This is a genomic window from Paenibacillus curdlanolyticus YK9 (assembly GCF_000179615.1).
Classification (GTDB): Bacteria; Bacillota; Bacilli; order Paenibacillales; family Paenibacillaceae; genus Paenibacillus_T; species Paenibacillus_T curdlanolyticus.
In genome coordinates, this window is record NZ_AEDD01000003.1 from 436,977 (window position 1) to 459,412 (window position 22,436).

Sequence of the window (22,436 nt, forward strand, 5' to 3'; positions counted from 1 at the left end):
ACAATGGATATTTATGCTAAACACTCCCTCCGCGAGGATCGCCTCCATGGAGATGCCATGCTGCCGTTGGCAGCCTATTGGATAGACAGAGATTTGGGAGAACCCGTGCTGGATACCCACTGGCATCAGGAGGCTGAGTTCTTCTGCGTGCTGGAAGGAGAAGTACAGTTCCAGGTCGACACTGAATATCTGATCGTTCGGGCAGGGGAAGCCGTCTTCATTAATGGAGGAGATATCCATGCGGGGCATGCACAGGAAGGCGCGATCTGCCGATTCTGCGCGATCGTCTTTGATGTCGGCTGGCTGTCCAGCGCCAGCTATGACGCCATTCAAGCGAGCTTCATCACGCCGCTGCAGGAGCGTCGCCGCACGTTTCCCCGCCATATTCGCTCCGATACCGACTGGGGCCGGAGCGTGCTGGGCCACTTGGCGGCAATCCGAGCTGATTACGAAGGGCGATCCCCCGGCTACGAAGCAGCGATGAAAGGCCGCATGCTGCTTATTTTTCACGCTATCGCAGCTGCTGGACAATGGCGCAGCCGAGCCGTCACGAGCGCAGCCGAATCAGCGAAAATCGAACGGCTCAAAGCGATCATCGTCCATATTCAGCGAAACTTCGATCGCCCGCTGCGCATTCAGGAACTGGCCGATCTCGTGCCGATGAGCGAGGGGCAGTTTATCCGATTTTTCAAATCGATGACCCGCAAAACGCCGATCGAATATGTAAATACGTATCGCATTCGCAGAGCGGCAGAGCTGCTGCGGAATACCGACCGCAAAATATCGGATATTGCGCTAGAGGTCGGCTTCGATCATATGAGCTATTTCATTAAAGTGTTTCGCAAACAGCAAAAAACGACCCCTTCCGAATACCGGAAAGAGTCGTCTCGCGATTTCGCTGCCCCAAGCGAGCTGGAGTAACGTAGAATATATATTTATGCCTACAGCGCGCTGCCGCCATATACGAAGCGGTATTCCCAGTGCGTGCCTGCGATGCTGCTGATTTTGACGCCGCCTGATTCTTTGGAATACGTATGCAGCACTTGCCCGTTGCCCAAGTAAATGCCGTCATGCGTAATCTTTTGCTTCGACTTGTCTATGCCAGCATACGCGGAAGCGCTGGAGCCTTTATAGGACATGAAGAAAATGAGATCGCCGCGCTTGAGCTGATGCCAGTCGGTTACGGCATTGCCCTTGTTTTGCACATATTCTCCCTGCTGACGAGAATCCGCCGGCAGCTTGAGCCCGATCCCTTCAAGGAACATCGTACGCACGAGATCCGAGCAATCGAAGGTCGTAGTCGTGTTGCGATCAGATCCGAATTCGTACGGCGTGCCTAAGTATTTCATGCCTGTTGCGATAACCTGCTCAATTTTTGCTGCGTTGTCGCCTGTGCCTGCTCCGTTGTCAGGCGTGCTAGGGTTGCCTCCGCCATTGCCTGCGCTGCCGCCTGGCACCGTGCCGTTAACGGTAACATACTTCGATTGGGAGCTGATGTAGCCTCTGCGCCCTTGCTGGTCGGCAACCTCATACCAGTAAGCATTCGGCGCGCTGAGCACCTGAACTTGATCGTTTTTATGCAAATAGCCAATCGCCGATCCGCTTGTGGAAGGGCTTGTCCGTAATGTTACTGTCGCAACGATCGTGCCATTCGTATTGCCTTGGGATGGCGCGCCTGAAGAGGTAACCGATAAATATTGGCTGGAAGTCGAGACGTATCCGATCGCTCCGCGCGAATCCTGCACTTTATACCAATAAGCATTCGTCTGCTCTAATACAACGATCGATTCGCCTTGCTTTAATAAACGAATGACGCTGCCCGCAGTCGACGGCTGCGTACGCATATTAACGCCTGCCTGCACCGTTGCCGTTCCGACTTGCGCTGCCCATACATCCGCAGCCGGCGCCGCTACTGCGCCTAGCGCGAGCATAGCTGTTACTGAAGCTGTAATGAGCGGTTTTTTCATTTTCGACGAAAATGTTCCCATGTTGTCATACCCTCCGTTGTTCGTGATGTCTACCGCTGCTTCTCCTTCGGTAATCCCTCTGTCTCACGGAATATGACCTCATTGTAGATTTTGTTGAACAATGGAGCATCCGCCGAACCTCCTAACTTGTCTCGCGCCATCCGTAGGCATAACGAACCTTGCCAATTGGTAATGCAAACGCAAACAAACAAAAAGCGCCCAATGGGCGCTCTCTCATGTTTCTCATTATGCTTGGCAACACAGCGAGATTGCTATCTTCCTTTGTTAAAACATTCTCACGGTCCCATAACTTTGGACTTGCAGGGAAAGATAGGTCGCTGGAACCACTATATACCTACTTAACTAGCGTAACCAACATTTACTAACTGTTCTGAACGCCGCAGCTAGGCTAATTGTCCACTGCGGCTGTTGGCATCGGCGTGCTGATGCATGGCTCCACATGCACGTGTACGCTCATGATGTTATGCTTGCGCTCCATCTGCTGCTCGATTTCGTCACTGATCTGATGGCTCTCTACAAGCGTTAAAGAGGGGTCAACGAGCACGATCACATCAATTAGCACATTGCTGCCATGTACGCGCGCTTTAATATCTTTAATCGATCGTACGCCTTTGGTCCGCTCGATCGTACCGCGCAGCGTCACGAGCCGCTTCTCGTCGAAGCCATCCGTCAGCGCATGCGTCGAGCTGTAGAAAATGTCCCATGCCGTCTTGCAAATAATAAGCCCTACCGCGAACGCGGCGGCGAGGTCAAGCCATGCCAACCCCATTCTTGCGCCGATAATGCCTACCGCGGCCCCGATGCTAACGAGCGCATCAGACAAATTATCCTTGGCTGCTGCCATCAGCGCTTGGTTGTTAATTCGCTTTGCCAGCTTTCGATTGTATTGATAGACAAGCAGCATCGCAGCAGCTGCGCCCAGCGCTACCCAAGCAGACGTTAGGCCGGGCATCTCCTGCTTGCCCGCGAACAAGGAGCGCACGGCATCAATCAGCACCTGTATGCCGACCGTTGCCATAATGAAGGATGCGATAAGCGCAGCAATCGTTTCCGCTCGAAAATGGCCATACGGATGGTCCTTATCCGGCGGTTTCTGTGAAATGCGCAAGCCGACCAGCACAGCAATTGAAGCTACAATATCCGTTAAGTTATTGAATCCATCCGCGGTCAGCGCGAGCGAGGCAAACCAATACCCGGCAAACAACTTCACGCCTGACAACGCCAAATATGCGCCGATGCTGATCCAAGCGCCTCGCTCGCCCTGTTTAATTTCCGCATACTGATCGCCAATCGCCAACGTTATGACCTCCAAATTCCCTAAAAAGGTACCTCACCTAGATTATCCCATTCCCCTCCATTCATCCGGCTCATTGTTTGAATAAGGCTTACCACCTCATGCCCGTCTATTATTGGGACAAAAAAAGCAGCCTTACGCTAAAATACGCGCAGACTGCTTCGCTTGCTTTATTATGCATTAAAAATAGCCGAATGGATTATCATCATCCCGGCGCGGCTTATTGCCGACGGCGTCGGATTGGCGCTGCTCATCGCGTTGCTCCGTTCCTGCCGATGCCTCTCGCTCTCGCTCTCGCTCTTGCTCATGTCCATGCTCTTGCTCATGGTGCAGAGGGGACGCTGTCTTCGACAAGTCAGCAGGCGCCGCCTTCGGCTTGCCGAGCTCCAGCCCGCAATCGGTGCAGTATCGCGCTGCCAGATCGTTCTCCGTATCGCAGTCCGGGCAAATCACGCGAATCTCGCCCATCGTCATCTCAGGCTTCGGCTCTTGCTCCGTAAAGCGCGTTCCGCAGTCCGGGCAGAACTTCACGTTCACTGGAACGACCTTGCCGCAGCCGCAGCTCTTCTCCAGCTTCACGCCTTGAATCTTATCCTCAATCGCGTCAACCTCCTGCTGCAACGTCCGCAATTGCTCGCAGCAGGAAGTTACGCGTTCCTCCGTCTCCGCCGTCTCGCCATGCATATAGGCGTGGAACATCGCCTCGCCCATCTCCGTATACAGCTTCGACATTTCCTTCTCGCGCGACGATTTCTGGCTGTTCAATCGGGTAATCTCAAGCGTCTGCTGCGCTTTCCGCGCCGCATCGGATGCCCCTTGCTTCACTCGTTCAAAAATAGACATGCAGATCCCCCCAAAGTTCGTGCAATGTAAGTTGGTTCTCATTAACCGCACGAAGCGGCACTTAATCAGCATTCGACAAAAAAAGCCTGCAAGCAATCACGCCTGCAGGCTTGGAGTTACGATTCAAAGCTTCGCAAACGTCTTACTCCGCCGGATACATCCGCTCGCGCATCGCTTTTACTTCCGCATTTTCCAGATACTCGTCATACGACATCATCCGATCGATCAAGCCGTTCGGCGTAATCTCGAAGATCCGGTTCGCAACGGTTTGAACGAACTGATGGTCATGCGAGGTGAACAGCATCGTGCCATCAAAGTCGATCATGCCATTATTGAGCGCCGTAATCGATTCGAGGTCCAAGTGGTTCGTCGGTTCGTCCATGACAAGCACGTTCGAGCCGGACAGCATCATTTTGGACAGCATGCAGCGTACCTTCTCGCCACCGGACAATACGCTTGCTTTCTTCATCGACTCGTCGCCTGCAAACAGCATGCGGCCGAGGAATCCGCGGATGAACGTTTCGTCCTGATCTTTGGAATATTGGCGGAGCCAGTCAACCAGCGTCAAATCCACGCCATCGAAGTAAGCCGAGTTGTCCTTAGGGAAGTAAGCCTGAGTCGTTGTAATGCCCCATTGGAACGTGCCGGCATCCGGCTCGAGCTCGCCCATAATGAGCTGGTACAGAACGGTTTTCGCCAAACCGTTAGGACCAACGAGCGCGATTTTGTCGCCTTTGTTCACGGTGAACGTCAGGTTGTCGATAATTTTCTCGCCGTCAATCGTCTTCGTCAGGCCTTCAACAAGCAGCAATTGCTTGCCCGCTTCACGCTCCGGCTTGAAGTTAATGAACGGATACTTGCGGTTCGACGGACGGATGTCGTCGAGCGAGATTTTATCGAGCATTTTCTTACGGGAAGTCGCCTGCTTCGACTTCGATTTATTCGCACTGAAGCGCTGAATGAACGCTTGCAGCTCTTTAATTTTATCTTCTTTTTTCTTGTTCTGGTCGCGCTGCAGCGCGAGCGCCAGCTGGCTGGACTCATACCAGAAGTCGTAGTTGCCGACGTACATTTGGATTTTGCCAAAGTCGATGTCCGCGATATGCGTACAAACCGTATTCAGGAAGTGACGGTCATGGCTGACTACGATAACGGTGCCTTCGAATTTAGCCAGGAAGTTCTCGAGCCAATGGATCGATTCCATGTCCAAGTGGTTGGTAGGCTCGTCAAGCAGCAGGATGTTAGGCGTACCGAACAAAGCCTGCGCAAGCAAAACGCGTACCTTCTCGTTGCCGCCGAGCTCCTTCATTTGCTTATCGTGGAACTCTGTGAAAATGCCGAGGCCGTTGAGCATCTCTGCCGCTTCGGACTCCGCTTCCCAGCCGTTCATCTCTGCGAATTCGGCTTCGAGCTCGCCTGCGCGCATACCGTCCTCGTCCGTGAATTCAGCTTTCGCATATAGCGCGTCCTTCTCTTGCATCACGTCATACAGGCGTTTGTGGCCCATAATTACGGTCTGCAAGACCGAGAACTCATCGTATTCGTAATGGTTCTGCTTCAGAACCGCATAACGCTCGCCTGGCGTAATGTGCACTTCGCCTGTGTTAGGCTCGATCTCGCCGGACAAGATTTTGAGGAAAGTCGACTTGCCTGCGCCGTTAGCGCCGATCAAGCCATAGCAGTTGCCTGGCGTAAACTTAATATTAACATCCTCGAATAGCGGGCGCTTGCCGTAGCGAAGCGAGACGCCTGTCGTACTAATCATTGAATGGATCCCGTCCTCTCAAACATGTTCATCGCATCATTATATCATAAATGCCCGCTTCCGTCATAAGGTGTGAAAAAACGGGATCGGTTTCCAGAGATCGGCGATTCATCGCCTCTTGGAAACCCATCCCGTTATGCACAATGCTCAGCCTAGTTCCAGTTCAGCTTCACTTGATTGCCCGTCTCGGACGACTCATAGATCGCATCGAGTATCCGGTTGTTCGTATAACCCGAAATGGCGGAAGAGATCGGCGTCGTGCCGTCTTGAATGGATTGGATAAAATGGCGAGCGAGCAGCTCGCGCTCATTCGCGTCGTCGAGCGGCTTGATTTCCGTCGTCACGACCTCATTGTCAACATGCGTAATGAACTTCGCTGTATTGCCAACGTACGAAATGCCTGCTTCCGATCCCATTAGATGAATGTATGGCTCGTCGGACATCTCAGCCGCATGCGCTGCCCAACTGACATCAAGCGCCAGCGTAGCGCCGTTGTCCAGCTTAATGAGTGCCGTAGCGAGATCCTCGACATCGTAAGTGCCTTCCCAGTTCGGCGTTCCCCAGTTGCCCGTGCCGCGCTTATGCGGACCGAACTCGGCATAGGTCGTGCCGAATACGGTCACCGGACGAGGACCGCTCATAAAGTGGAGCGCCAAATCGAGCATATGAACGCCGATATCGATCAGCGGACCGCCGCCTGCCAGCTCTTTGCGCGTAAACCATGAACCCCAGCCTGGAATGCCTTTTTTGCGAATCCAGCCGCTCTTCACGTTATAGATCCGTCCGAGCTTGCCCTCGTCGATGATAGCCTTCACCGCACGCGCTAGGCCAGAGAAGCGCATTTGCTGGGCGATGATCAATGTTTTGCCTGTACGCTCTTGAACGTCGACGATTTCTTTTGCTTTCGCGGAATCGATAGCCATCGGCTTCTCAAGAATGACATGCTTGCCGGCTTCCAGAGCTGCAATCGCAAGCGGCGCATGGAATTGGTTCGGCACCGCGATCACGACCGCATCCAATTTCGGATCAGCGAGCAGCGCCTCCGGCGAAGAATGCGTAACTGGAATGTCATATTCTGCTGCGCGCTGCTCAGCGAGCGGCAGGTACGTATCGGTTACAGCTTTCAGCTCCGCTACGTCCGCGAGTTTATTTAAGGTTTCCATATGAATCGCACCAATGGCGCCAGCGCCGATTACGCCAAAACGAATGCGGGCAGTCGATGAGTTAGTCATGGTTGATTTCCTCCGATTTTAGTGCCGGCTCCCCCTAGGGAAACGCCAGGCAAGATATAGTTTTATTATAACGCTTCCATTCTCCGATAACGATGCGCCGGATTGGCATAGTATTGTCCGAATTTGCTTTCTAGCGTCATTTTATTTTCCAGCTTTTACCGGCCGCTGGCTTTAGTTGCCCGACGTTGCAGAAGGACAAGCAGCTCATCGTTGCAGCAGTTGGCTGAAAATACAGCAGATGGACATGGGGCTGATCGTTGCAATAACTAGCGAAGAAACTCCTCAGATGGACATGTGGATCAATACAGCAACTTGCGAAGAAACTCCTCAGATGGACGCGGGGCTGATCAATGCAGCAACTAGCGAACAAACGCTGCTGACCATTCGCTTCGTCGCTTAAGATCAGGTAAACTAGGGATATCATGCACGTGACAAGAAACGGAGGAATCCTTGCAATGAAGCTACTCTCAATCGAACCTACACCGAGCCCGAATTCCATGAAGCTGAATGTCGACGAAATGCTTCCCCGCGGACTGCGACATACTTATACGCCAGATCGCGCATCGGAAGCGCCTGAGCCGCTGCGCGACCTGCTTGCGATTGAAGGCGTGCGGAGCGTATTCCGCACGGCGGATTTTATCGCGCTGGACCGCAAGCCTAATGCGGACTGGCAAGCGATTCTAGCAGAAGCGCGCCGGCTGCTGTCGGCGGGCGACCCTGCGGGAGCAGGCGCTGCTGCGGAAGGCGCTTCGCCTTCCGCAGACGGCTTCGGCGAAGCGCATGTGCTCGTCCAGCTGTATCGGGGCATCCCGATGCAGGTACGGGTTCGCATCGGCGAACGCGAGGTGCGCGCGGCTATGACGCAGCGTTTCACCGATGCGGTGCAAGCAGCCGCTGGCGCCACGATGATACGCGAGCGAAAGCTTGAGGAATTCGGCATCCGGTACGGAGAGCCAGAGGAAATTGCTGCCGAGATCGTGAAGGAGCTGGAAGCCGCGTATCCGGAGGAGCGGCTGGCTGCGCTGATTGAGGCGTCGGTCGCGCAAGGTCCCGATGCACCTTCCGACCTGCCGATCCGGCCTGCTCCGCTCTCGCCTGCAGAAGTGCTGGCGCAATTCGAAACGGCTGCGGATTGGCAGCACCGTTATGCCGCATTCGACCGACTTGCTACTGCAACGCCGGAGGCGCTGCCGCTGCTGGAGCGCGCATTGAAGGACGATAATGCCTCCATTCGCCGTCTCGCCGTCGTCTATCTCGGCGATCTGCGCAGCGCTGAAGCGATGCCTCTACTGTTCACTGCGCTGCGGGACAAGTCCGTCAGCGTTCGCCGGACGGCGGGCGATACGCTCTCTGACATCGGCGATGCGGCCGCGATCGAACCGATGATCGAATCGCTGCGCGACAGCAACAAGCTCGTTCGCTGGCGGGCGGCGCGCTTCCTCTACGAGGCAGGCGACGAGCGCGCGCTGGAATCGCTGCGCGAGGCGATGTCGGACGCCGAATTCGAGATCTCGCTGCAAGCGAGCATGGCGGTCGAGCGGATCGAGCGCGGCGAGGAAGCCGCTGGCTCGGTCTGGCAGCAGATGACGCAGCGGAACCGCGGCGCGGGAAATGAATCGGAGTAAGCAGGTTTGCTTACGCATAAAAATAGCGCACGGACAAGCGATTCTCTCGCTTGCCGTGCGCTTGTTTGATTTGCGCTCACGCTGATGCTGGAGCGAAGCCGCGTGCCTTGCGTGCGCGCTGGTTCCACCGATCCGCCAATAGGGCACGTTTCTATTCCCTATTGCGCGCAGAGCGCCGCCGATCCGCCAATAGGGCACATCTCTATTCCCTATTGCGCGCAGAGCGCTGCCGATCCGCCAATAGGGCACATTTCTATTCCCTATTGCGCGCAGAGCGCTGCCGATCCGCCAATAGGGCACATTTCTATTCCCTATTGCGCGCAGAGCACCACCGATCCGCCAATAGGGCACATCTCTATTCCCTATTGCGCGCAGAGCGCTGCCGATCCGCCAATAGGGCACATTTCTATTCCCTATTGCGCGCAGAGCGCTGCACCTTCACGTCGCTGAAGGAATGAGCTCAATGTGCAGCAGCACCGACCCCTCCGTTCGATAAGGAACGCTTCGAACGGAATAACCGTCTCGGATTCCCGCATCGGCGATAGCCGCGCGGATATCATTCGACCACGACTCGCCGTTCGTATAACGGACGGTCAACTCCAACAGCCCCCGAGCGGCGGTATCCGCCAGCTTGCTCGTGAGGGACGCCAGCGAATCCGCTGTCCGCTCCGGTCGCAGCCAGTCCAGTCCGATCGCCGCTTCCAGCTTCGCCAAGCTAGCAGCCGTGCTGGCGCTAGCAGCTTTTTGATCCGCTACTATCGCGCTAGCGTAACTAACCTCCGCCTTCGGATACGGCTTCGTCCAATGATGATCGGCTCGCATTTGATCATCCGTCAGCAAATAATACCGATACCTCGTCTCGCTGCCTATAGACTTCGCCAACACTTGATCCTTGACCGATTTCGTGTCTGGCGCCGCGTCATCCCACGTGGCATCGAGATGATACCAGTTGCCCCCGAGCTTCACCACATTCCAAGCATGATCACCGGATTGTACCGTTCCTTCGGCGATTCGATCCTCGAAACCCGCCTTCACCAGCATGCGATGCATAAGCAGCGCATACCCTTGGCATACGGCCTTCCCGCTCGACAAAGCCTCATAAGCGGTATAGCGTTGAAGCGACGTATCGTATGCAACAAGATCAACCACCCAATCATGAATTGCTTTGACCCTCTCATGATCGCTCATCCCCGCATGCACAATCGTTCGCAAAGCCACGTCCGTTATGCGATCAACCTGCGCCGTTTGTGCCGCCGTTTCGCGATAGCGAACGATGAGTTCCAGATCTGCCCGGCTTGCGCGAGATCGGATCGTATAGTAATAGGAGTCCATGACGTAAGCCGTGTAATCATCAGCGGCGATAGCCTGCTTGATCGCTTCCTTAATTGCAGCTTCCGAGAAGCCTGCTCCGTTCAAACGAAATGAAAAACGTTCGGTGCGCGCCTGCAGCTGCTCATGAATCCCCACGATTAAAGCCTGATTATCGCGAATGACCACAGACTCCGCCGCCTCCCCCTGCAGCATCTCCGGCTTTAGCATGTAACTAGCCGCCAAGCCGCCTCCGAGCAGACTCATTGCGACGACCAACCGTACCACGCGAACGCTGCGCACCGACATTCACTCCCTCATTGCCGAATTTGTCCTTGTAAGCACATTATAACCGAACCCTCGATTCGAGAACCACATTATGCCAAATGGACATAAAAAGACGATTAAGCACACCGTGCCTAATCGTCCATGCTTCGAATTCTTACGCTATCCTGCTACCATCACTTGCCGTATAGGCATAGGCTAATTCCCTGCTTGGCCACTGCTTGCTCTTCACTTCTCGCCGAAGGATCGGAGCGACGTCCAAAGCAAAGCGCTCCATCTGCTCCCGCTGCTCGTTGATCGCGTGCTGGAATGCGTCCGCGCTTACTTATATACGGCAGCTTCGGCCTGCACCGCTAATCGCACAAACAGCCTTGCGCCTTGCACAAGTATCGATTCATCCAAGTCGAATCGCGGACGATGCAGCCCTTCTATAAGGCCTCGCGAGGGATTGGCACAGCCAATCAGCACGAAGGCGCCCGGAACGCGGTCCAAATACCAACCGAAATCCTCTCCCGCTAGACTAGGCTGTTCGAGCAGCCGCATATTCGCTTCTCCGAAAACAGCCCCGCCTTCGCGCACAGCATCCTGCACGGCGGCTGCGTCATTCGCGACAGCGATCCCTTCGCGCAGCGCAAGCTCATACGTGCCCCCATAAGCGAGTGCCACTGCTTGCGCATGCCGCTCAAGCCCGCTTATGATCACGGCCACAGTCGCTTTGTCGAAAGCGCGGAACGTTCCCTTAATCACGCTTCGCTCCGCGATGGCATTAATAGCGGTTCCCGCTTCAAGCGTGCCGAATGCCAATACCGCCGATTCCGTCGGATTGACACCATGCGCCATCATGCCGTTCACGGCTGCTATGTAGCTTGCCGCCATCTGAATCGCGTCCACTGCCAGGTGGGGCGTGCTGTGATGGCCGTTCGTCCCATGAAACGTAACATGAAAATGGCTAGAGGCAGCCATCGCATAATGGGCGTGAACGCCCGCCGTGCCTGCTTCAAGCTCCGGCCAGACATGGAGCGCGTAACAGCGATCAACGCCTTTCAGGATGCCTGCATCGATCATATCGCGCCCGCCGGAGAGCAGCCTGCCATCGAGCGGACTCGGCAGCGCGCCTTCCTCAGCAGGCTGGAAAACAAAACGGATCTCGCCTGCAAACGCTGTGCGGTTCGCCGCCAGCGTCTTCGCCGCTCCGAGCAGCATGGCCGTATGCGCATCATGCCCGCAGGCATGCATCACCCCTTCGATGCTGGAACGATATTCCGTTTCGTTCAGCTCCGTAATCGGCAAAGCATCCATATCCGCGCGCAAAATAATAGTTGGCCCCTCGCCGCATTCGCCGCGCAGCGAGCCAACCACGCCTTTGCCAAAATGGGGACCGACGCCTTGCTCGACCTCGATTCCCCATTCTTGAAGCAGGCGAATGACAATGCTCGCGGTGCGATCGATGTTATAGAGCAGCTCGGGATGTCGATGCAAATCGCGGCGGATGGCAACCAATTCGTCGTGCAGTGTACCGACGTAATCGAGCATCGCAGCCAGCGCATGATCGCCGCCCGAGCGAAGCCGCGCTTCCGGCGCGGCCACATCCTCCTGCCGCGAAGCGTTGGCGTTATCCGTTAACGAAGCTTCCCTCTGCCCCGCCCTATTCATGCCAGATCGCTAGGTTTAGCAGCAGCCACTTCAGCTGCCGCTTTCGTTTGGGCTTCGCCGTTAGCCCCAGCTGCCGCATAGCGGTTCGCCGGAATCGGCACCCCTAGATTTCCGCGCAGCGTATCGCTTTCGTATTCCGTGCGGAACAAGCCCCGCTCCTGCAAAATCGGAACGACCTGCAAGATAAAATCCTCAAGCCCGTGCGGCACAGCCGAGGCGATCATGAAGCCGTCTGCCGCGCCTCGTGCGAACCATTCCTGCACACGGTCCGCCACCTGCGCAGCTGTTCCGATGAAGGTTGGACGCGGCGTTGCCGTCGCTAGCGCAACTTGACGAAGCGTCAGGCCCTTCTCTTTCGCAACCGCTTTGATTCGATCGGTATGGCTCTGGAAGCTGTTGCGGCCTACCTCCCCCAGCTCCGGGAACGGCGCATCCAGATCATATTGAGAGAAGTCGTGATGGTCGAAGTAACGGCCGAGATAAAGCAATGCATTTTCCGCCGATACGAGATTTACGACCTCTTGGTATTTGCGCTCCGCCTCTTCCTCTGTGCTGCCGATAACCGGAGCGATGCCTGGGAAAATGACGACGTGGTCCGGGTTGCGGCCGAAAGCTGCCGCCCGGTTTTTAACGTCCTGATAGAACGCAATCGCATCCTCTATCGTCTCGTGGCCGGTGAACACGGCGTCCGCTTCCTTCGCGGCATAGTTTTTGCCTACCTCGGATGATCCGGCTTGGAACACGACCGGGTGCCCCTGTTTCGAGCGAGCGATATTGAGCGGGCCCTGTACGGAGAAGAATTCACCCTGATGGTTCAGCGTGTGAAGCTTGGCAGGATCGAAGAACACCCCGGCTTCCTTATCGCGCACGAACGCATCATCCTCCCAGGAATCCCACAATCCGCGCGCCACTTCCAAATATTCCGTCGCGATCCGGTAGCGCTTCGCATGGTCCGGATGCTCCTTCTTCCCGAAGTTGAGCGCCGAGCCCTCTAGCGGAGAGGTCACGACATTCCAGCCTGCACGGCCGCCGCTAATAACGTCTAGCGAGGCGAACTGGCGAGATACCGTAAACGGCTCGCTGTAGGAGGTTGACAGCGTCCCTACTAGACCGATCCGATTGCTAACCGCAGCCAGCGCGCTCAGCACCGTAATCGGCTCGAACCGATTCAGGAAATGCGGAATCGACTTTTCATTAATGTAGAGGCCATCCGCCACAAATGCGAGATCGAATTTAGCCGCCTCGGCTTTGGTGACCCAGCTTTTATATAGCTCAAAATTAACGCTCGCATCCGATTGAACCTCAGGATGCCGCCATAACGACGTACTGCTTCCGACACCGTGCAGCATTGCACCAAGCTTGAGTTGTTTTCGTTTTGCCATCGTTCATTTCCCCTTTGCGGTCTATGGTGGTCGGGCACAAGCTTCATGGCTTTGCTGCGAATAATAAAATATCAAATTCCTATGCGTTTAGTAAGAATTATATGATTACTAATTTACCACCCGTTCGCAATAGACGCTAATAGACATTCTCTATTCAGCGATTAAACATTCGGAGAGGGATTGCGCAGTCGTTAGCAATAAAAAAAGCAAGGCGCGTAGCCTTGCTTTTACTTAACCTCAATGACAAAAACGGAGGAAGTATCCCCTTTGGAATATTTGCCATCCTCTGTCGTCCAGTATGCTGAAACCCCGTAGTAATAAACGCCTTTGTCCGCTGGCACTCGAAAACGGCCTTCGTTTAGAGGAACATCTGCCGTCTTATCGTCTTTGTACTGATAAACGCTGACTTGCGACGGCGCAGGATCATATTCAAACGAGATATGAATCTCTGATTCAGGCTTCACAGCGAACGGCGTTTTTCCTTCAACCATCGCTTTACCCCCGACATAATCAGCGCAGCCCAATTTCCCCCAGCAGTAGGTGCTTTGCGTTGACGGAATGATGCTTGTCCCCGCCACAATCGTTGGAGCAGGAACGATTTTATCGTCCAAAGCTTGTTTTGAACCGGATGTCGCTTTCGCGGAGCATCCTGCCAATATGTATAATAATGCGATTAGAGCAATGAGTACGGCTCGTTTGTTCGTGAATGCCATCTAGTGCCACCTCCATCATCTATGACGGCAACAGCAGAGAAAAGGTTACAGCAGCCCGCTTTAAAGTCCGGTCACTCGTTCACTTTCCTCCCAAAGCGCTTTTGCTAATTGCGCGTTATGGCTTAGCTTGGAGGAGCGCGCTTCCTTGCAGCGAATGAAGTACCGACCGCTTACGCCCTCTACCTCTGGCGAGGAGGCTAGAAACACCGAAGTCGCGGCCCCTTTTTCAACCGAGATCATGAACGGCTTCAAAGCAGCGAAGGAGAGCATCTCAAGTCCAGTCAGCCGCTTGGCAAAGCTGGTTTTCACGATTCCGGGATGCAGGCAATTCGCAGTAACGCCCGACCCGTTCAATCGGCGCGCCAACTCGTATGTAAACAGAATGTTCGCCAGCTTCGATTGCCCGTAAGCGCGCGAAGGCAAATAGTTATGCTTGGCATGGAGATCATCTACGTTTAACTTGTACATGCGGTGGGCCATCGAGCTGACCGTAACGATTCTCGAACAGCCGCTTGCTTGGAGCAGATCGGTCAGCAGCCCGGTTAACAGAAACGTGCCAAAATGGTTCACGCCCATGATCGTCTCCAGCCCCTCGGCGGTTGGCGTCCACTCATTCATCATGATCCCTGCATTATTCACAAGAACATCCAGCTTGTCATAGGAACGATTCACCTCTGCAGCGAATGTCCGGATCGAAGCGAACGAAGCCAAATCCAACCGGAGCAGATCGATCCGATCGTTCCCAGTGCTGCGCACGATCTCCTGACGGACTTCTTCCCCCTTTGCCGTGTCCCGGCATGCGAGAATTAATGAAGCGCCTTGCTTCGCTAGCGCCTCGGCAGTTGCTTTGCCAATGCCTGCATTTGCACCGGTCAGCAGCACGCGACGATTGTTCATACGCGGTAGCTCCCCCCCCCAATTAACCTACTTTTGCACCATGCGCGAGCGCCAATAACACGGCTTGCTCTCTATCCATTCTCATGCCGGTAACGACCAGCGACTTGAAATCGACGCTTTCCATCTTGGCGCCTCTTACATCCGTTCCTTGCAGCTTCGCTTTCGCCAGCTGAACCATCGTTAAATCGCAATCCCTCAGATCGGCTTTCTCCAAATTGGCTCCTGACAGGTCCGCTTCGTAAAATTTGACCCCTCGCAAATTCTGTTTCGCTAATCTGGCATGCCTTAAATTCGTATAAGACCAGTCGCCTTGCACAATCGTGATCCCATCCATATTGGAGCCCGAAAAATCCGAGCCCGTCATCTTGCACTGGTCGAATTTAGAAACAAAAAGATTCGCTTCACTGAAGCTGCAATTTTCAAACGCCGATTCTTTATGAATCGAACCATTCAATGAAGCGCCGCGAAAATCGCAGTCGATAAACCGACAGTTGCTGGACGCAATCTCATCTAACGATCCGTTCACAAACGAACAGCGAGTAAAGGTGCAGCTTATGAGCTCCCCATATCGCAAATCTTGCGCGCCGAACGCCACATCCACATATTTTTGATGACTATGCTGGAACATGAATTGCCTCCTTACCAAGTGCTTGCATTGTTCTCAATATAGCACACAGGTGTCAAGAACCTGTATGACGTCGGCTAAAAGTCAAGAAGTTTATTCTTTAAGCCAAAATAAAAAGCCTGCGGCTAAGCACCACAGGCTGCGATAAAAAAAGGCTGCCGAAGCAGCCTAGCTTGTCATTGCGTTACCATCAATCCATTGACGTCGATTCAGCTGTTTAGCTTCCGCCCACTTGCGCTGGCTGTCCGCCGACACCGGTCTTCACTTCCTGCATCTTCGCTTCCTTCGAACGCGCCTCCGCTTCATGCGCCTCGACAGCCTGAGCCTCCGCTTCCTCAGCCGAAAGCTCCTTCTGCGGCGCAAGAATCGTTACGACGACTTGATCCGCATCAGAGCGAACCGTTACGCCAGCAGGCAGCGTCAAATCGCTAACGAGCAAATTCTCGCCTACGCCGAGCGATGCGACATTAATCTCGATCACTTCCGGAAGCTGATTCGGCAAGCATTCAATCTCAAGCTCATGCAGCATCAATGTCAGGATGCCGCCTTCGCGGACGCCCGTACTGTCCCCAGTCACCTCTAGACGAACATGCGTCTTCAGCTTCTCATTCATATTAATTTGATGCAAATCGATATGAACGACTTGATGCGACAGCGGATCACGCTGCACCTCGGAGATGACGACAGGCTCCTTCAGCCCGCCCGGCACCGCTACGTCCAGCACCGCATTGGGATGCGTACGAAGCAGCGGCAAAAGATCGCGCTCAGCCAATGCAATTAGCGTCGGCCCTGCCAAGCCCGAGCCATATATAACGCCCGGCACCTTGCCCTGGCCGCGCAATTCACGAAGCTCGCGCTTCGTACGAGTGGCTCTAGCTTCAACTGTCAATGGTATGCCCACTTCGGAATCCTCCTTCACACGCCCGCGACTCAATGGTTTGCGAGCTGATTCCCCGTTAGGCTTGCCTAATGCCATGTAAAATAATCGAGCGTCTTGTAGAACCGATTCGCGATTAGTGACCTACCATCATCGCCGGGTCCGGATTTTCCCCGCCAGTGATATCCTCTTCTTTCAGCTGTCTCGGCTTTCGCAGGATGAGCGTCAATGCAACGCCTGCAGTCGCAATGCACGCAGACAGGAAGAAGGTGTCGCCGTACCCTGCAACGACAGCGTCCAGCGGATTCGCATTCGCTCCCGCGCTTGCGGCGTGGGAGGTGATTTGCGACGTCAGATAACCGGTCAAGCCTGCGACCGCAAACGAGACGACTACTTGCTGAGCTGCTGTAGTCAGCGGAGTAACGCGGCTCACCAGACGGCGAGGCGCCGAGTTCAGGACATGCGTGTTAAGCGGCATCATGGAGAAGCCCATGCCCAGTCCCATAATGCAGATGCACAGAATGATGACCCACAGCGAAGTATCGACGGAAATGCCAGACAAAATGAACAAGGCGACAGATACGGCTGTAAGGCCAGCGAAGGCAAGCGGACGTGCGCCGATCTTGTCAAACAACCGGCCGCTGATCGGCATGCCGATTCCCGCGCATAGCGCCTGCGGCATCAGGATCCAGCCCGTTTCAAGTGCGCTGTAGTGCATAACGCCTTGCAAATATAGCGGTACGATGAGCATGGCGCCGAACAGCGCAAGCTGTACGATCCATACCAAGATGATGCTGCGCGTAAAGTCGGACGACTTGAACACTTTCAGCTCCAGCAGCGGCTGCTTCTGTCTCAGCTCCACGATGATGAAGAGGATGAGCGCAACACCGCCGACGATCAGTCCCGTAAGCGTCGAAGTCGAGGACCAGCTCGTGCCGCCTTCACTGACGCCATATGCCAGCATGGAGAAGGCGATCGGCGCGAGGCACATGCCAATCACATCCAGATGAGGCGCCGAATGGCGGTCGGATTTTGGCAAATATTTATAACCGAGAATCAACGCGATAATGCCGATCGGCAAATTAATGATGAAAATCCAATGCCAGCTAACGGAATCGACCAACCAACCGGATAATACCGGACCGAATGCCGGCGCCATCAGCATCGGGATGCCGAGTACGCCCATGATCGATCCGCGGCGCTCTGGAGGCGCCAGCTTAAACACCATAGCCATCCCGATCGGAGCCACCATGCCGCCGCCCAAGCCTTGGATAATGCGGTAAAGGATTAGCTGCTCCGGCGTTTGCGCGATGCCGCACAGCACTGAGCCGATTGTGAACAGGGCGATTGTAATCATAAAAATTTGCTTGGAGCCGAATTTATCGGTCAACCATCCGGCAAGCGGGATTACCGCAGATAAAGCTAAAGTATAGCCTGTAACCGTCCACTGGATCGTCTTCAGATCCGTATCGAAATATTCAACGAGCTTCGGAATTGCATTGTTGACAACGGTGCTGTCCAGAATAACCATGATCATGCCGACAATGATAGCCATAAGCGGAGGCAAAATCGCTTTTAGCGAGAAATCATCCCCGCCGGCTGATGCCGGATTTTTTTGCGTAGTGGCTGACATAAGTCCCTGCTTTCTGCTCATAGAGCGGTTTATTTAGGCAAAAAAGAGCATTGACAAATTAAAGCCGCAGATATACAATTAAATTAGGAAAAACCTGCGTAAACTCATATTTTTAATTTACCAATGACGCCCTTGATTATATCACGGCGTTATTTTTCGTTCAATTTATTTTTTATTGTATCCCGATGACCGAATTGAACGCAGCGCCCCGCTTGCCGAATTATTCTATTTGACTGCAAACGGTTACGATTTTGTAATCTTTCTGTAACGTTCCACTCAGGTTCCTTTCATCTAGGCTGCCTATAATAAGTGACAAGACCCCCTTATGAATATATAAATTGAGCCTGCGGCAGCTGCCGCAGGCTACTTTTTTGTTCGCTATTGATCATATCCCATTAAGCCGTGACACCCGCATGATCCCATTCTTGTATGCAGCGCAGCAATAACCGCTTCTCGCCTTCCCACATCGCATCTAATTGCTCGATCGCGCGTTGGGCGACTGCAGCGGAGCGCGACAGCCCGAACTTCACAATAAGGTTTCGAAGCAGCCGTCCTTGCCTCTCCAGTTGGCCCATATCATATTCGCCGGTTATATGCCCTTGCTCTCTCAAATATCGTAGCGTAGCGGCCAGCGTTTTCTTATGCTCATAGAGGACATGAAAGGAGGTGACATGCAGCTCGCTGCCGCTATTCTGCACGCTATGCTGAATGTCCCGTCTGAGCCTTGCGTAGGCTGGATCGATTCCGAGTTGTTCCTCCGCATTCACTTGGAGCAGGAAACGGTACCGCAGTCGCGTATCCCGATTCAGTACATAATCCTTCAACAGCTCGCGAAATTGCTCGAAGTCAAAACGATAAGCCGCTCCGCCAGGGTTGAATGCGATCAATTTGGCCCCTTCGAAATTGTTGTCGCGTTTCTTATAGTGCAGGATGCTCATCCGCATTTCGTCGAATGAGACCGTTCCAAACTCGAATTGCCCTTTGAAAAAGTCTGCGACATAAAAAATGCGTTGGGCTTGATCAAAGCCGTAAACGAACAACGGATGCGGAGAATCGTACTTGCCGAAGGCCGGATACAATGAAACATAGCGGCACTCAACGACAATGTAAACATATCGCTCCATCCGCAAGCTGTCCATTAGAAACTGTTCGATGCCATCTCCGCAGCGTAGAACCGTCTCATGCGACAAATGCTCCGTTTTGAGCCACGGACAGATAGGAAACTCATCATACATATACGAATAGAAGTCAAGCCAAGGCTGCGATGCCGGATCTTCAATAACTCTCAACTGCGTAAACTGGTTGCAAAACCATGGCATGAAGTCAACGTCCCGGGCGGACAGAATCGAAAGGGCCGCCGCCTGATGCTGATAAGGCAGCACCTTCGGCATCTGAACGGGCAGGATAACCTGATCTGAGCTCATCATTGCATTCCACCTTCGCAGAAAAGTCCCTTAGCCTTGCAGGCGCTGCTGTCATGATTGAATCAATGCCATGAACTCATTGCGGAGCGCATAATTGTGCCGGAACTCGCCCCTCGTTGCCGAGGTTACCGTAACCGCGCCCGATTTCTTCACGCCTCTTCCGCACATGCACAGATGCTGCCCCGTCACCACGACCATGACGCCCTTCGGCGCGAGCACATCCATAATGACTCCGCTAATTTCCGTCGTCATGCGTTCCTGCAGCTGCAGCTTCTTGGAAACCGCCTCTACCAATCTCGCAAATTTGCTTAGACCGGCTACTTTGCCGCTCGGTACATAGCCAATATGGACTTTTCCCATGAACGGCACCATATGATGCTCGCATTGGCTGAAATAATCGATATCCTTCACAATCACCAGCTCTTCATGGTTTTCATCGAACAAAACGCCCAGCACCTCATGATAATCGGCCACGTAGCCGGAAAATATTTCCTCGTACATCCGAGCTACGCGCGCAGGCGTTTCCAGCAAACCTTCACGATCCGCATCTTCCCCGATAAGTCGCAATATCGAACGGATATGCGCTTCAATCTGCTCCCGATTCTCCGCCGCTTGTATATTTCGATATTCTTTAGAGGCCATTGTTTTCCCTCGCAATATCAGATTTTCGCAGAAGCTGCAGCATTGTCGGCCATTACAGCCACCTTCATGTAAGCGGGATAGGAAACCTCCTGCTCCCGCCTGCTCTCGAATACGATTGTTGGCCCGTTCTCCTCAATCTCCTCGAATCCGGCGAACTTATAGGTCATGTACATCATCCGGTTCCGATCCGTGTTAATGAATTCGGCTTGCAGCGCGATCGACTCCCGAATCGCCCAATTTTGCAAAAACCCGATCAAAACGGAGCCTACGCCGCGATTCATGACACGACAGGACATGAGCAGCAGCTTAATCATGCCGATTCCCGCTACCGAACGATCGACTAGGCATAAGCCGATTTTGCCATAATCGCCGAATTTGTCCTTCAGCGATACGATCCATAGCTCATAATCGTCCGCTTGCATGAATGCCAGCAGCTCCTCGTAATCGTACGTGTAGCCCGTCGAATTCAATTGATGCGTCCGCAAAGTAAGCTCCTCCGCGCGCTGCAAATCCTCTTCGCTCATCCGGGAAATTTCCAGCTCCAGCTGCAGGGTAGACAAAAACTCATGCTGCGGTCCCGCATATTGATGTTCCAGCTCCGCACGCTGCATGTCCTCCCTGTACATCTGCCTTCTCCGTCCCGAATCCTGCGTAATAAACCGGGGCATGAAGCGGGGCTGCTCCAGCAGCGTGCCGACCCGATCGGCTGCAATGGTTGCGATTTCCGGAATATGATAACGTACCTCTTCCAGCTCGTACGGCTGATCGTCGATGAACGCCATGCTGTCGAGTCCGATATTCAAGCTTGCTGCAATTTGCTTGATCGAGTCCGATTTGTTGCCGAAATGAATTTGCGGGTACAAAAAATAGTCCCAAATGTCCAGCTCCATTAAGCGCGCCTCCGCAGCCTTCAGGCTGTTGCGGCTTGCGATGGATTGCAAAATGCCTCTACGGTCAAGCTCTGCGATCGTTTCCCGCACGCCTTCCTTTAACGCCACGCGTTGATCCTCCAGCAAAATGCCATCCCAAATCGTGTCGTCCAAATCCCACACGAGACATTTCACTTTCGATTGGCCGCCCGCTTCCTCTATCATCGAATCGCCCCTAACTATGCATCGTTTGGAATGCGTGCTGCGCGATAAATATTTCGTGGACCTGGCTTGTCCCCTCAATAATCTCGTAGACCTTGGCGTCCCGGTAATGCCTTTCTACCGGCGTCCCCTGCACAAGGCCCGAAGCGCCGTGGATTTGCACCGACTTGCCTGCCGTTTCGACGACCAGCTTCGAGGCAAAATATTTAGCCTTCCACGTTTCCATAATGCTGTCAGGATCGCCTTCATCACGCATGCGTCCGGCTTCCAGACATAGCAATCTGGCAGCTTCCAGTCCGACGACCATTTCGGTAATCATTTTTTGAATCAATTGAAACTCCGAAAGCTGCGAACCGAACTGGTTACGGCTTGCGGCATATGCAAGCGCATGCTCGATGCAGGAGCGGGCAATGCCGACACAGCCCCATGCTACCGTATAGCGTCCGTAATCCAAACAGAACAGCCCGATCATCGAAAGCCCCGTTCCGATGCTGCCGACCAAGCTATCTTCGCGCACCCGGCATTGCTCCAGCCGGAGCTCTGCCAGCATCGAGCCTCGCAGCCCCGCCAACGGCGGAATCGGCTCGACCGTCAAGCCCGGCGTATTCCGCTCGACCAAGAATAACGAGATTTGACCCTCGCATTTGGCGAAGATCAGATAAATGTCAGCAAGCTGGCCGAGCGAAATCCATTTCTTCGTGCCTTGCAGGAGGAAGCTATCCCCGTTTCGGACTGCTTTTGTTTCCAGGCTTTGCGCATCCGTTCCGGCTGACGTCTCCGATAACCCGAACGCGCCGACAGCCTCGCCCGACTCCAGCAAAGGCAGCCATTTCCTTCGCTGCTCCTCCGTCCCCCATCGCCAAATCGCCATTGCCACCATGCCTTGCACCGTCAATATTCCTCTTACGCTGGAGCAAGCCGTTCCGAATATTTCATTGACGATGCCCACCGCGATCATATCCTGCTCGGCTCCGCCGTAGATGCGGGGGATAAACGGCGCTAAATAATGATGCTCCCCCATCGCCCGGATCAATGCGAGCGGGATCTTCCCTTCCTTGTCGATCGCGGCGGCGATTGGCAGCACTTCTCGCGCGACAAACGCTTCCGTTTCCTCCTTCAACACATCATGATCGTAAGCTGTCGCATTGGTCATCTCGCT

General features: G+C 54.1%; 20 protein-coding genes. 3 read left to right on the forward strand and 17 right to left on the reverse strand.

What is annotated here, in order from left to right; translation table 11 throughout:
* Nucleotides 1-3: 3 nt before the first annotated feature.
* The gene (locus PAECUDRAFT_RS07760) at nt 4-921 is read left to right on the forward strand and encodes an AraC family transcriptional regulator (protein ID WP_006037565.1); all 918 of its coding nucleotides are present in this window, start codon (nt 4-6) and stop codon (nt 919-921) included.
* Between the two features lie 20 nt (nt 922-941).
* Here the strand turns inward: PAECUDRAFT_RS07760 and PAECUDRAFT_RS07765 are convergent, their stop codons facing one another.
* From PAECUDRAFT_RS07765 to PAECUDRAFT_RS07785, 5 genes are all read right to left on the reverse strand, one after another.
* Complete coding sequence (locus tag PAECUDRAFT_RS07765) at nt 942-1,988, reverse strand: C40 family peptidase (RefSeq protein ID WP_006037566.1); 1,047 nt, start codon at nt 1,986-1,988, stop codon at nt 942-944.
* A 388-nt stretch (nt 1,989-2,376) separates the two neighbouring features.
* A complete protein-coding gene (locus tag PAECUDRAFT_RS07770; protein WP_006037567.1) occupies nt 2,377-3,285 on the reverse strand; it encodes a cation diffusion facilitator family transporter in 909 nt (302 codons plus the stop codon).
* Nucleotides 3,286-3,462: 177 nt separating this feature from the next.
* Nucleotides 3,463-4,125 carry a zinc ribbon domain-containing protein gene (locus PAECUDRAFT_RS24495; protein WP_006037568.1) on the reverse strand — a complete coding sequence of 221 codons (663 nt, stop codon included), beginning with the start codon at nt 4,123-4,125 and terminating at the stop codon, nt 3,463-3,465.
* A gap of 142 nt (nt 4,126-4,267) precedes the next feature.
* Nucleotides 4,268-5,890, reverse strand: coding sequence for an ABC-F family ATP-binding cassette domain-containing protein (locus PAECUDRAFT_RS07780; RefSeq protein ID WP_006037569.1), 1,623 nt, complete (start codon nt 5,888-5,890; stop codon nt 4,268-4,270).
* Between the two features lie 152 nt (nt 5,891-6,042).
* Nucleotides 6,043-7,122, reverse strand: a complete 1,080-nt coding sequence (locus tag PAECUDRAFT_RS07785; RefSeq protein WP_006037570.1) for a Gfo/Idh/MocA family protein — start codon at nt 7,120-7,122, stop codon at nt 6,043-6,045.
* A gap of 244 nt (nt 7,123-7,366) precedes the next feature.
* Between PAECUDRAFT_RS07785 and PAECUDRAFT_RS25870 the strand changes: the two genes are divergently transcribed.
* Together PAECUDRAFT_RS25870 and PAECUDRAFT_RS07790 are read left to right on the forward strand one after the other, a co-directional pair.
* Entirely contained in the window at nt 7,367-7,522 is a 156-nt protein-coding gene (locus PAECUDRAFT_RS25870; protein WP_158306239.1) for a hypothetical protein, read from the forward strand.
* A 55-nt stretch (nt 7,523-7,577) separates the two neighbouring features.
* Entirely contained in the window at nt 7,578-8,747 is a 1,170-nt protein-coding gene (locus PAECUDRAFT_RS07790; protein WP_006037571.1) for a virulence factor, read from the forward strand.
* Nucleotides 8,748-9,185: 438 nt separating this feature from the next.
* Here PAECUDRAFT_RS07790 and PAECUDRAFT_RS24500 read toward each other — a convergent pair whose 3' ends face one another.
* The 12 genes from PAECUDRAFT_RS24500 to PAECUDRAFT_RS07850 form a co-directional block, all read right to left on the reverse strand.
* Nucleotides 9,186-10,364 (reverse strand): transglutaminase domain-containing protein, encoded by a 1,179-nt coding sequence (locus PAECUDRAFT_RS24500; RefSeq protein WP_006037572.1) that lies wholly within the window; start codon nt 10,362-10,364, stop codon nt 9,186-9,188.
* Between the two features lie 297 nt (nt 10,365-10,661).
* Nucleotides 10,662-11,993, reverse strand: coding sequence for a M20 metallopeptidase family protein (locus tag PAECUDRAFT_RS07800; protein WP_006037573.1), 1,332 nt, complete (start codon nt 11,991-11,993; stop codon nt 10,662-10,664).
* Nucleotides 11,990-13,375, reverse strand: coding sequence for an LLM class flavin-dependent oxidoreductase (locus PAECUDRAFT_RS07805; RefSeq protein WP_006037574.1), 1,386 nt, complete (start codon nt 13,373-13,375; stop codon nt 11,990-11,992). Before PAECUDRAFT_RS07805 ends, PAECUDRAFT_RS07800 begins: the two co-directional genes overlap by 4 nt.
* 227 nt (nt 13,376-13,602) lie before the next feature.
* Complete coding sequence (locus tag PAECUDRAFT_RS24505) at nt 13,603-14,088, reverse strand: metal ABC transporter substrate-binding protein (RefSeq protein WP_006037575.1); 486 nt, start codon at nt 14,086-14,088, stop codon at nt 13,603-13,605.
* Between the two features lie 60 nt (nt 14,089-14,148).
* Nucleotides 14,149-14,985, reverse strand: coding sequence for an SDR family oxidoreductase (locus tag PAECUDRAFT_RS07815; protein ID WP_006037576.1), 837 nt, complete (start codon nt 14,983-14,985; stop codon nt 14,149-14,151).
* A gap of 22 nt (nt 14,986-15,007) precedes the next feature.
* Nucleotides 15,008-15,613: a pentapeptide repeat-containing protein gene (locus PAECUDRAFT_RS07820; RefSeq protein ID WP_006037577.1), complete on the reverse strand. Its 606-nt coding sequence runs from the start codon at nt 15,611-15,613 to the stop codon at nt 15,008-15,010.
* A gap of 214 nt (nt 15,614-15,827) precedes the next feature.
* Complete coding sequence (locus PAECUDRAFT_RS07825; protein ID WP_006037578.1) at nt 15,828-16,511, reverse strand: 50S ribosomal protein L25; 684 nt, start codon at nt 16,509-16,511, stop codon at nt 15,828-15,830.
* Nucleotides 16,512-16,623: 112 nt separating this feature from the next.
* The gene (locus PAECUDRAFT_RS07830) at nt 16,624-18,120 is read right to left on the reverse strand and encodes an MDR family MFS transporter (RefSeq protein WP_006037579.1); all 1,497 of its coding nucleotides are present in this window, start codon (nt 18,118-18,120) and stop codon (nt 16,624-16,626) included.
* Between the two features lie 395 nt (nt 18,121-18,515).
* Nucleotides 18,516-19,547: a hypothetical protein gene (locus tag PAECUDRAFT_RS07835; protein ID WP_199558736.1), complete on the reverse strand. Its 1,032-nt coding sequence runs from the start codon at nt 19,545-19,547 to the stop codon at nt 18,516-18,518.
* Nucleotides 19,548-19,595: 48 nt separating this feature from the next.
* Nucleotides 19,596-20,186 carry a GTP cyclohydrolase I FolE gene (folE, locus tag PAECUDRAFT_RS07840; protein ID WP_006037581.1) on the reverse strand — a complete coding sequence of 197 codons (591 nt, stop codon included), beginning with the start codon at nt 20,184-20,186 and terminating at the stop codon, nt 19,596-19,598.
* Between the two features lie 17 nt (nt 20,187-20,203).
* On the reverse strand, nt 20,204-21,280 hold the full coding sequence (locus tag PAECUDRAFT_RS07845) for an HAD-IIIC family phosphatase (RefSeq protein ID WP_006037582.1): 1,077 nt from the start codon (nt 21,278-21,280) through the stop codon (nt 20,204-20,206).
* 10 nt (nt 21,281-21,290) lie between these two features.
* A complete protein-coding gene (locus PAECUDRAFT_RS07850; RefSeq protein WP_006037583.1) occupies nt 21,291-22,430 on the reverse strand; it encodes an acyl-CoA dehydrogenase family protein in 1,140 nt (379 codons plus the stop codon).
* Between the last annotated feature and the right edge of the window lie 6 nt (nt 22,431-22,436).

Bases quoted from the DNA above. Each gene is read 5' to 3' on its own strand.
- PAECUDRAFT_RS07760 (WP_006037565.1), top strand. From the start codon at position 4: ATGGATATTTATGCTAAACACTCCCTCCGCGAGGATCGCCTCCATGGA.
- PAECUDRAFT_RS07765 (WP_006037566.1), bottom strand. From the start codon at position 1,988: ATGGGAACATTTTCGTCGAAAATGAAAAAACCGCTCATTACAGCTTCA.
- PAECUDRAFT_RS24495 (WP_006037568.1), bottom strand. From the start codon at position 4,125: ATGTCTATTTTTGAACGAGTGAAGCAAGGGGCATCCGATGCGGCGCGG.
- PAECUDRAFT_RS07780 (WP_006037569.1), bottom strand. From the start codon at position 5,890: ATGATTAGTACGACAGGCGTCTCGCTTCGCTACGGCAAGCGCCCGCTA.
- PAECUDRAFT_RS07785 (WP_006037570.1), bottom strand. From the start codon at position 7,122: ATGACTAACTCATCGACTGCCCGCATTCGTTTTGGCGTAATCGGCGCT.
- PAECUDRAFT_RS25870 (WP_158306239.1), top strand. From the start codon at position 7,367: ATGGGGCTGATCGTTGCAATAACTAGCGAAGAAACTCCTCAGATGGAC.
- PAECUDRAFT_RS07790 (WP_006037571.1), top strand. From the start codon at position 7,578: ATGAAGCTACTCTCAATCGAACCTACACCGAGCCCGAATTCCATGAAG.
- PAECUDRAFT_RS24500 (WP_006037572.1), bottom strand. From the start codon at position 10,364: ATGTCGGTGCGCAGCGTTCGCGTGGTACGGTTGGTCGTCGCAATGAGT.
- PAECUDRAFT_RS07800 (WP_006037573.1), bottom strand. From the start codon at position 11,993: ATGAATAGGGCGGGGCAGAGGGAAGCTTCGTTAACGGATAACGCCAAC.
- PAECUDRAFT_RS07805 (WP_006037574.1), bottom strand. From the start codon at position 13,375: ATGGCAAAACGAAAACAACTCAAGCTTGGTGCAATGCTGCACGGTGTC.
- PAECUDRAFT_RS24505 (WP_006037575.1), bottom strand. From the start codon at position 14,088: ATGGCATTCACGAACAAACGAGCCGTACTCATTGCTCTAATCGCATTA.
- PAECUDRAFT_RS07815 (WP_006037576.1), bottom strand. From the start codon at position 14,985: ATGAACAATCGTCGCGTGCTGCTGACCGGTGCAAATGCAGGCATTGGC.
- PAECUDRAFT_RS07820 (WP_006037577.1), bottom strand. From the start codon at position 15,613: ATGTTCCAGCATAGTCATCAAAAATATGTGGATGTGGCGTTCGGCGCG.
- PAECUDRAFT_RS07830 (WP_006037579.1), bottom strand. From the start codon at position 18,120: ATGTCAGCCACTACGCAAAAAAATCCGGCATCAGCCGGCGGGGATGAT.
- PAECUDRAFT_RS07835 (WP_199558736.1), bottom strand. From the start codon at position 19,547: ATGATGAGCTCAGATCAGGTTATCCTGCCCGTTCAGATGCCGAAGGTG.
- folE (WP_006037581.1), bottom strand. From the start codon at position 20,186: ATGGCCTCTAAAGAATATCGAAATATACAAGCGGCGGAGAATCGGGAG.
- PAECUDRAFT_RS07845 (WP_006037582.1), bottom strand. From the start codon at position 21,280: ATGATAGAGGAAGCGGGCGGCCAATCGAAAGTGAAATGTCTCGTGTGG.
- PAECUDRAFT_RS07850 (WP_006037583.1), bottom strand. From the start codon at position 22,430: ATGACCAATGCGACAGCTTACGATCATGATGTGTTGAAGGAGGAAACG.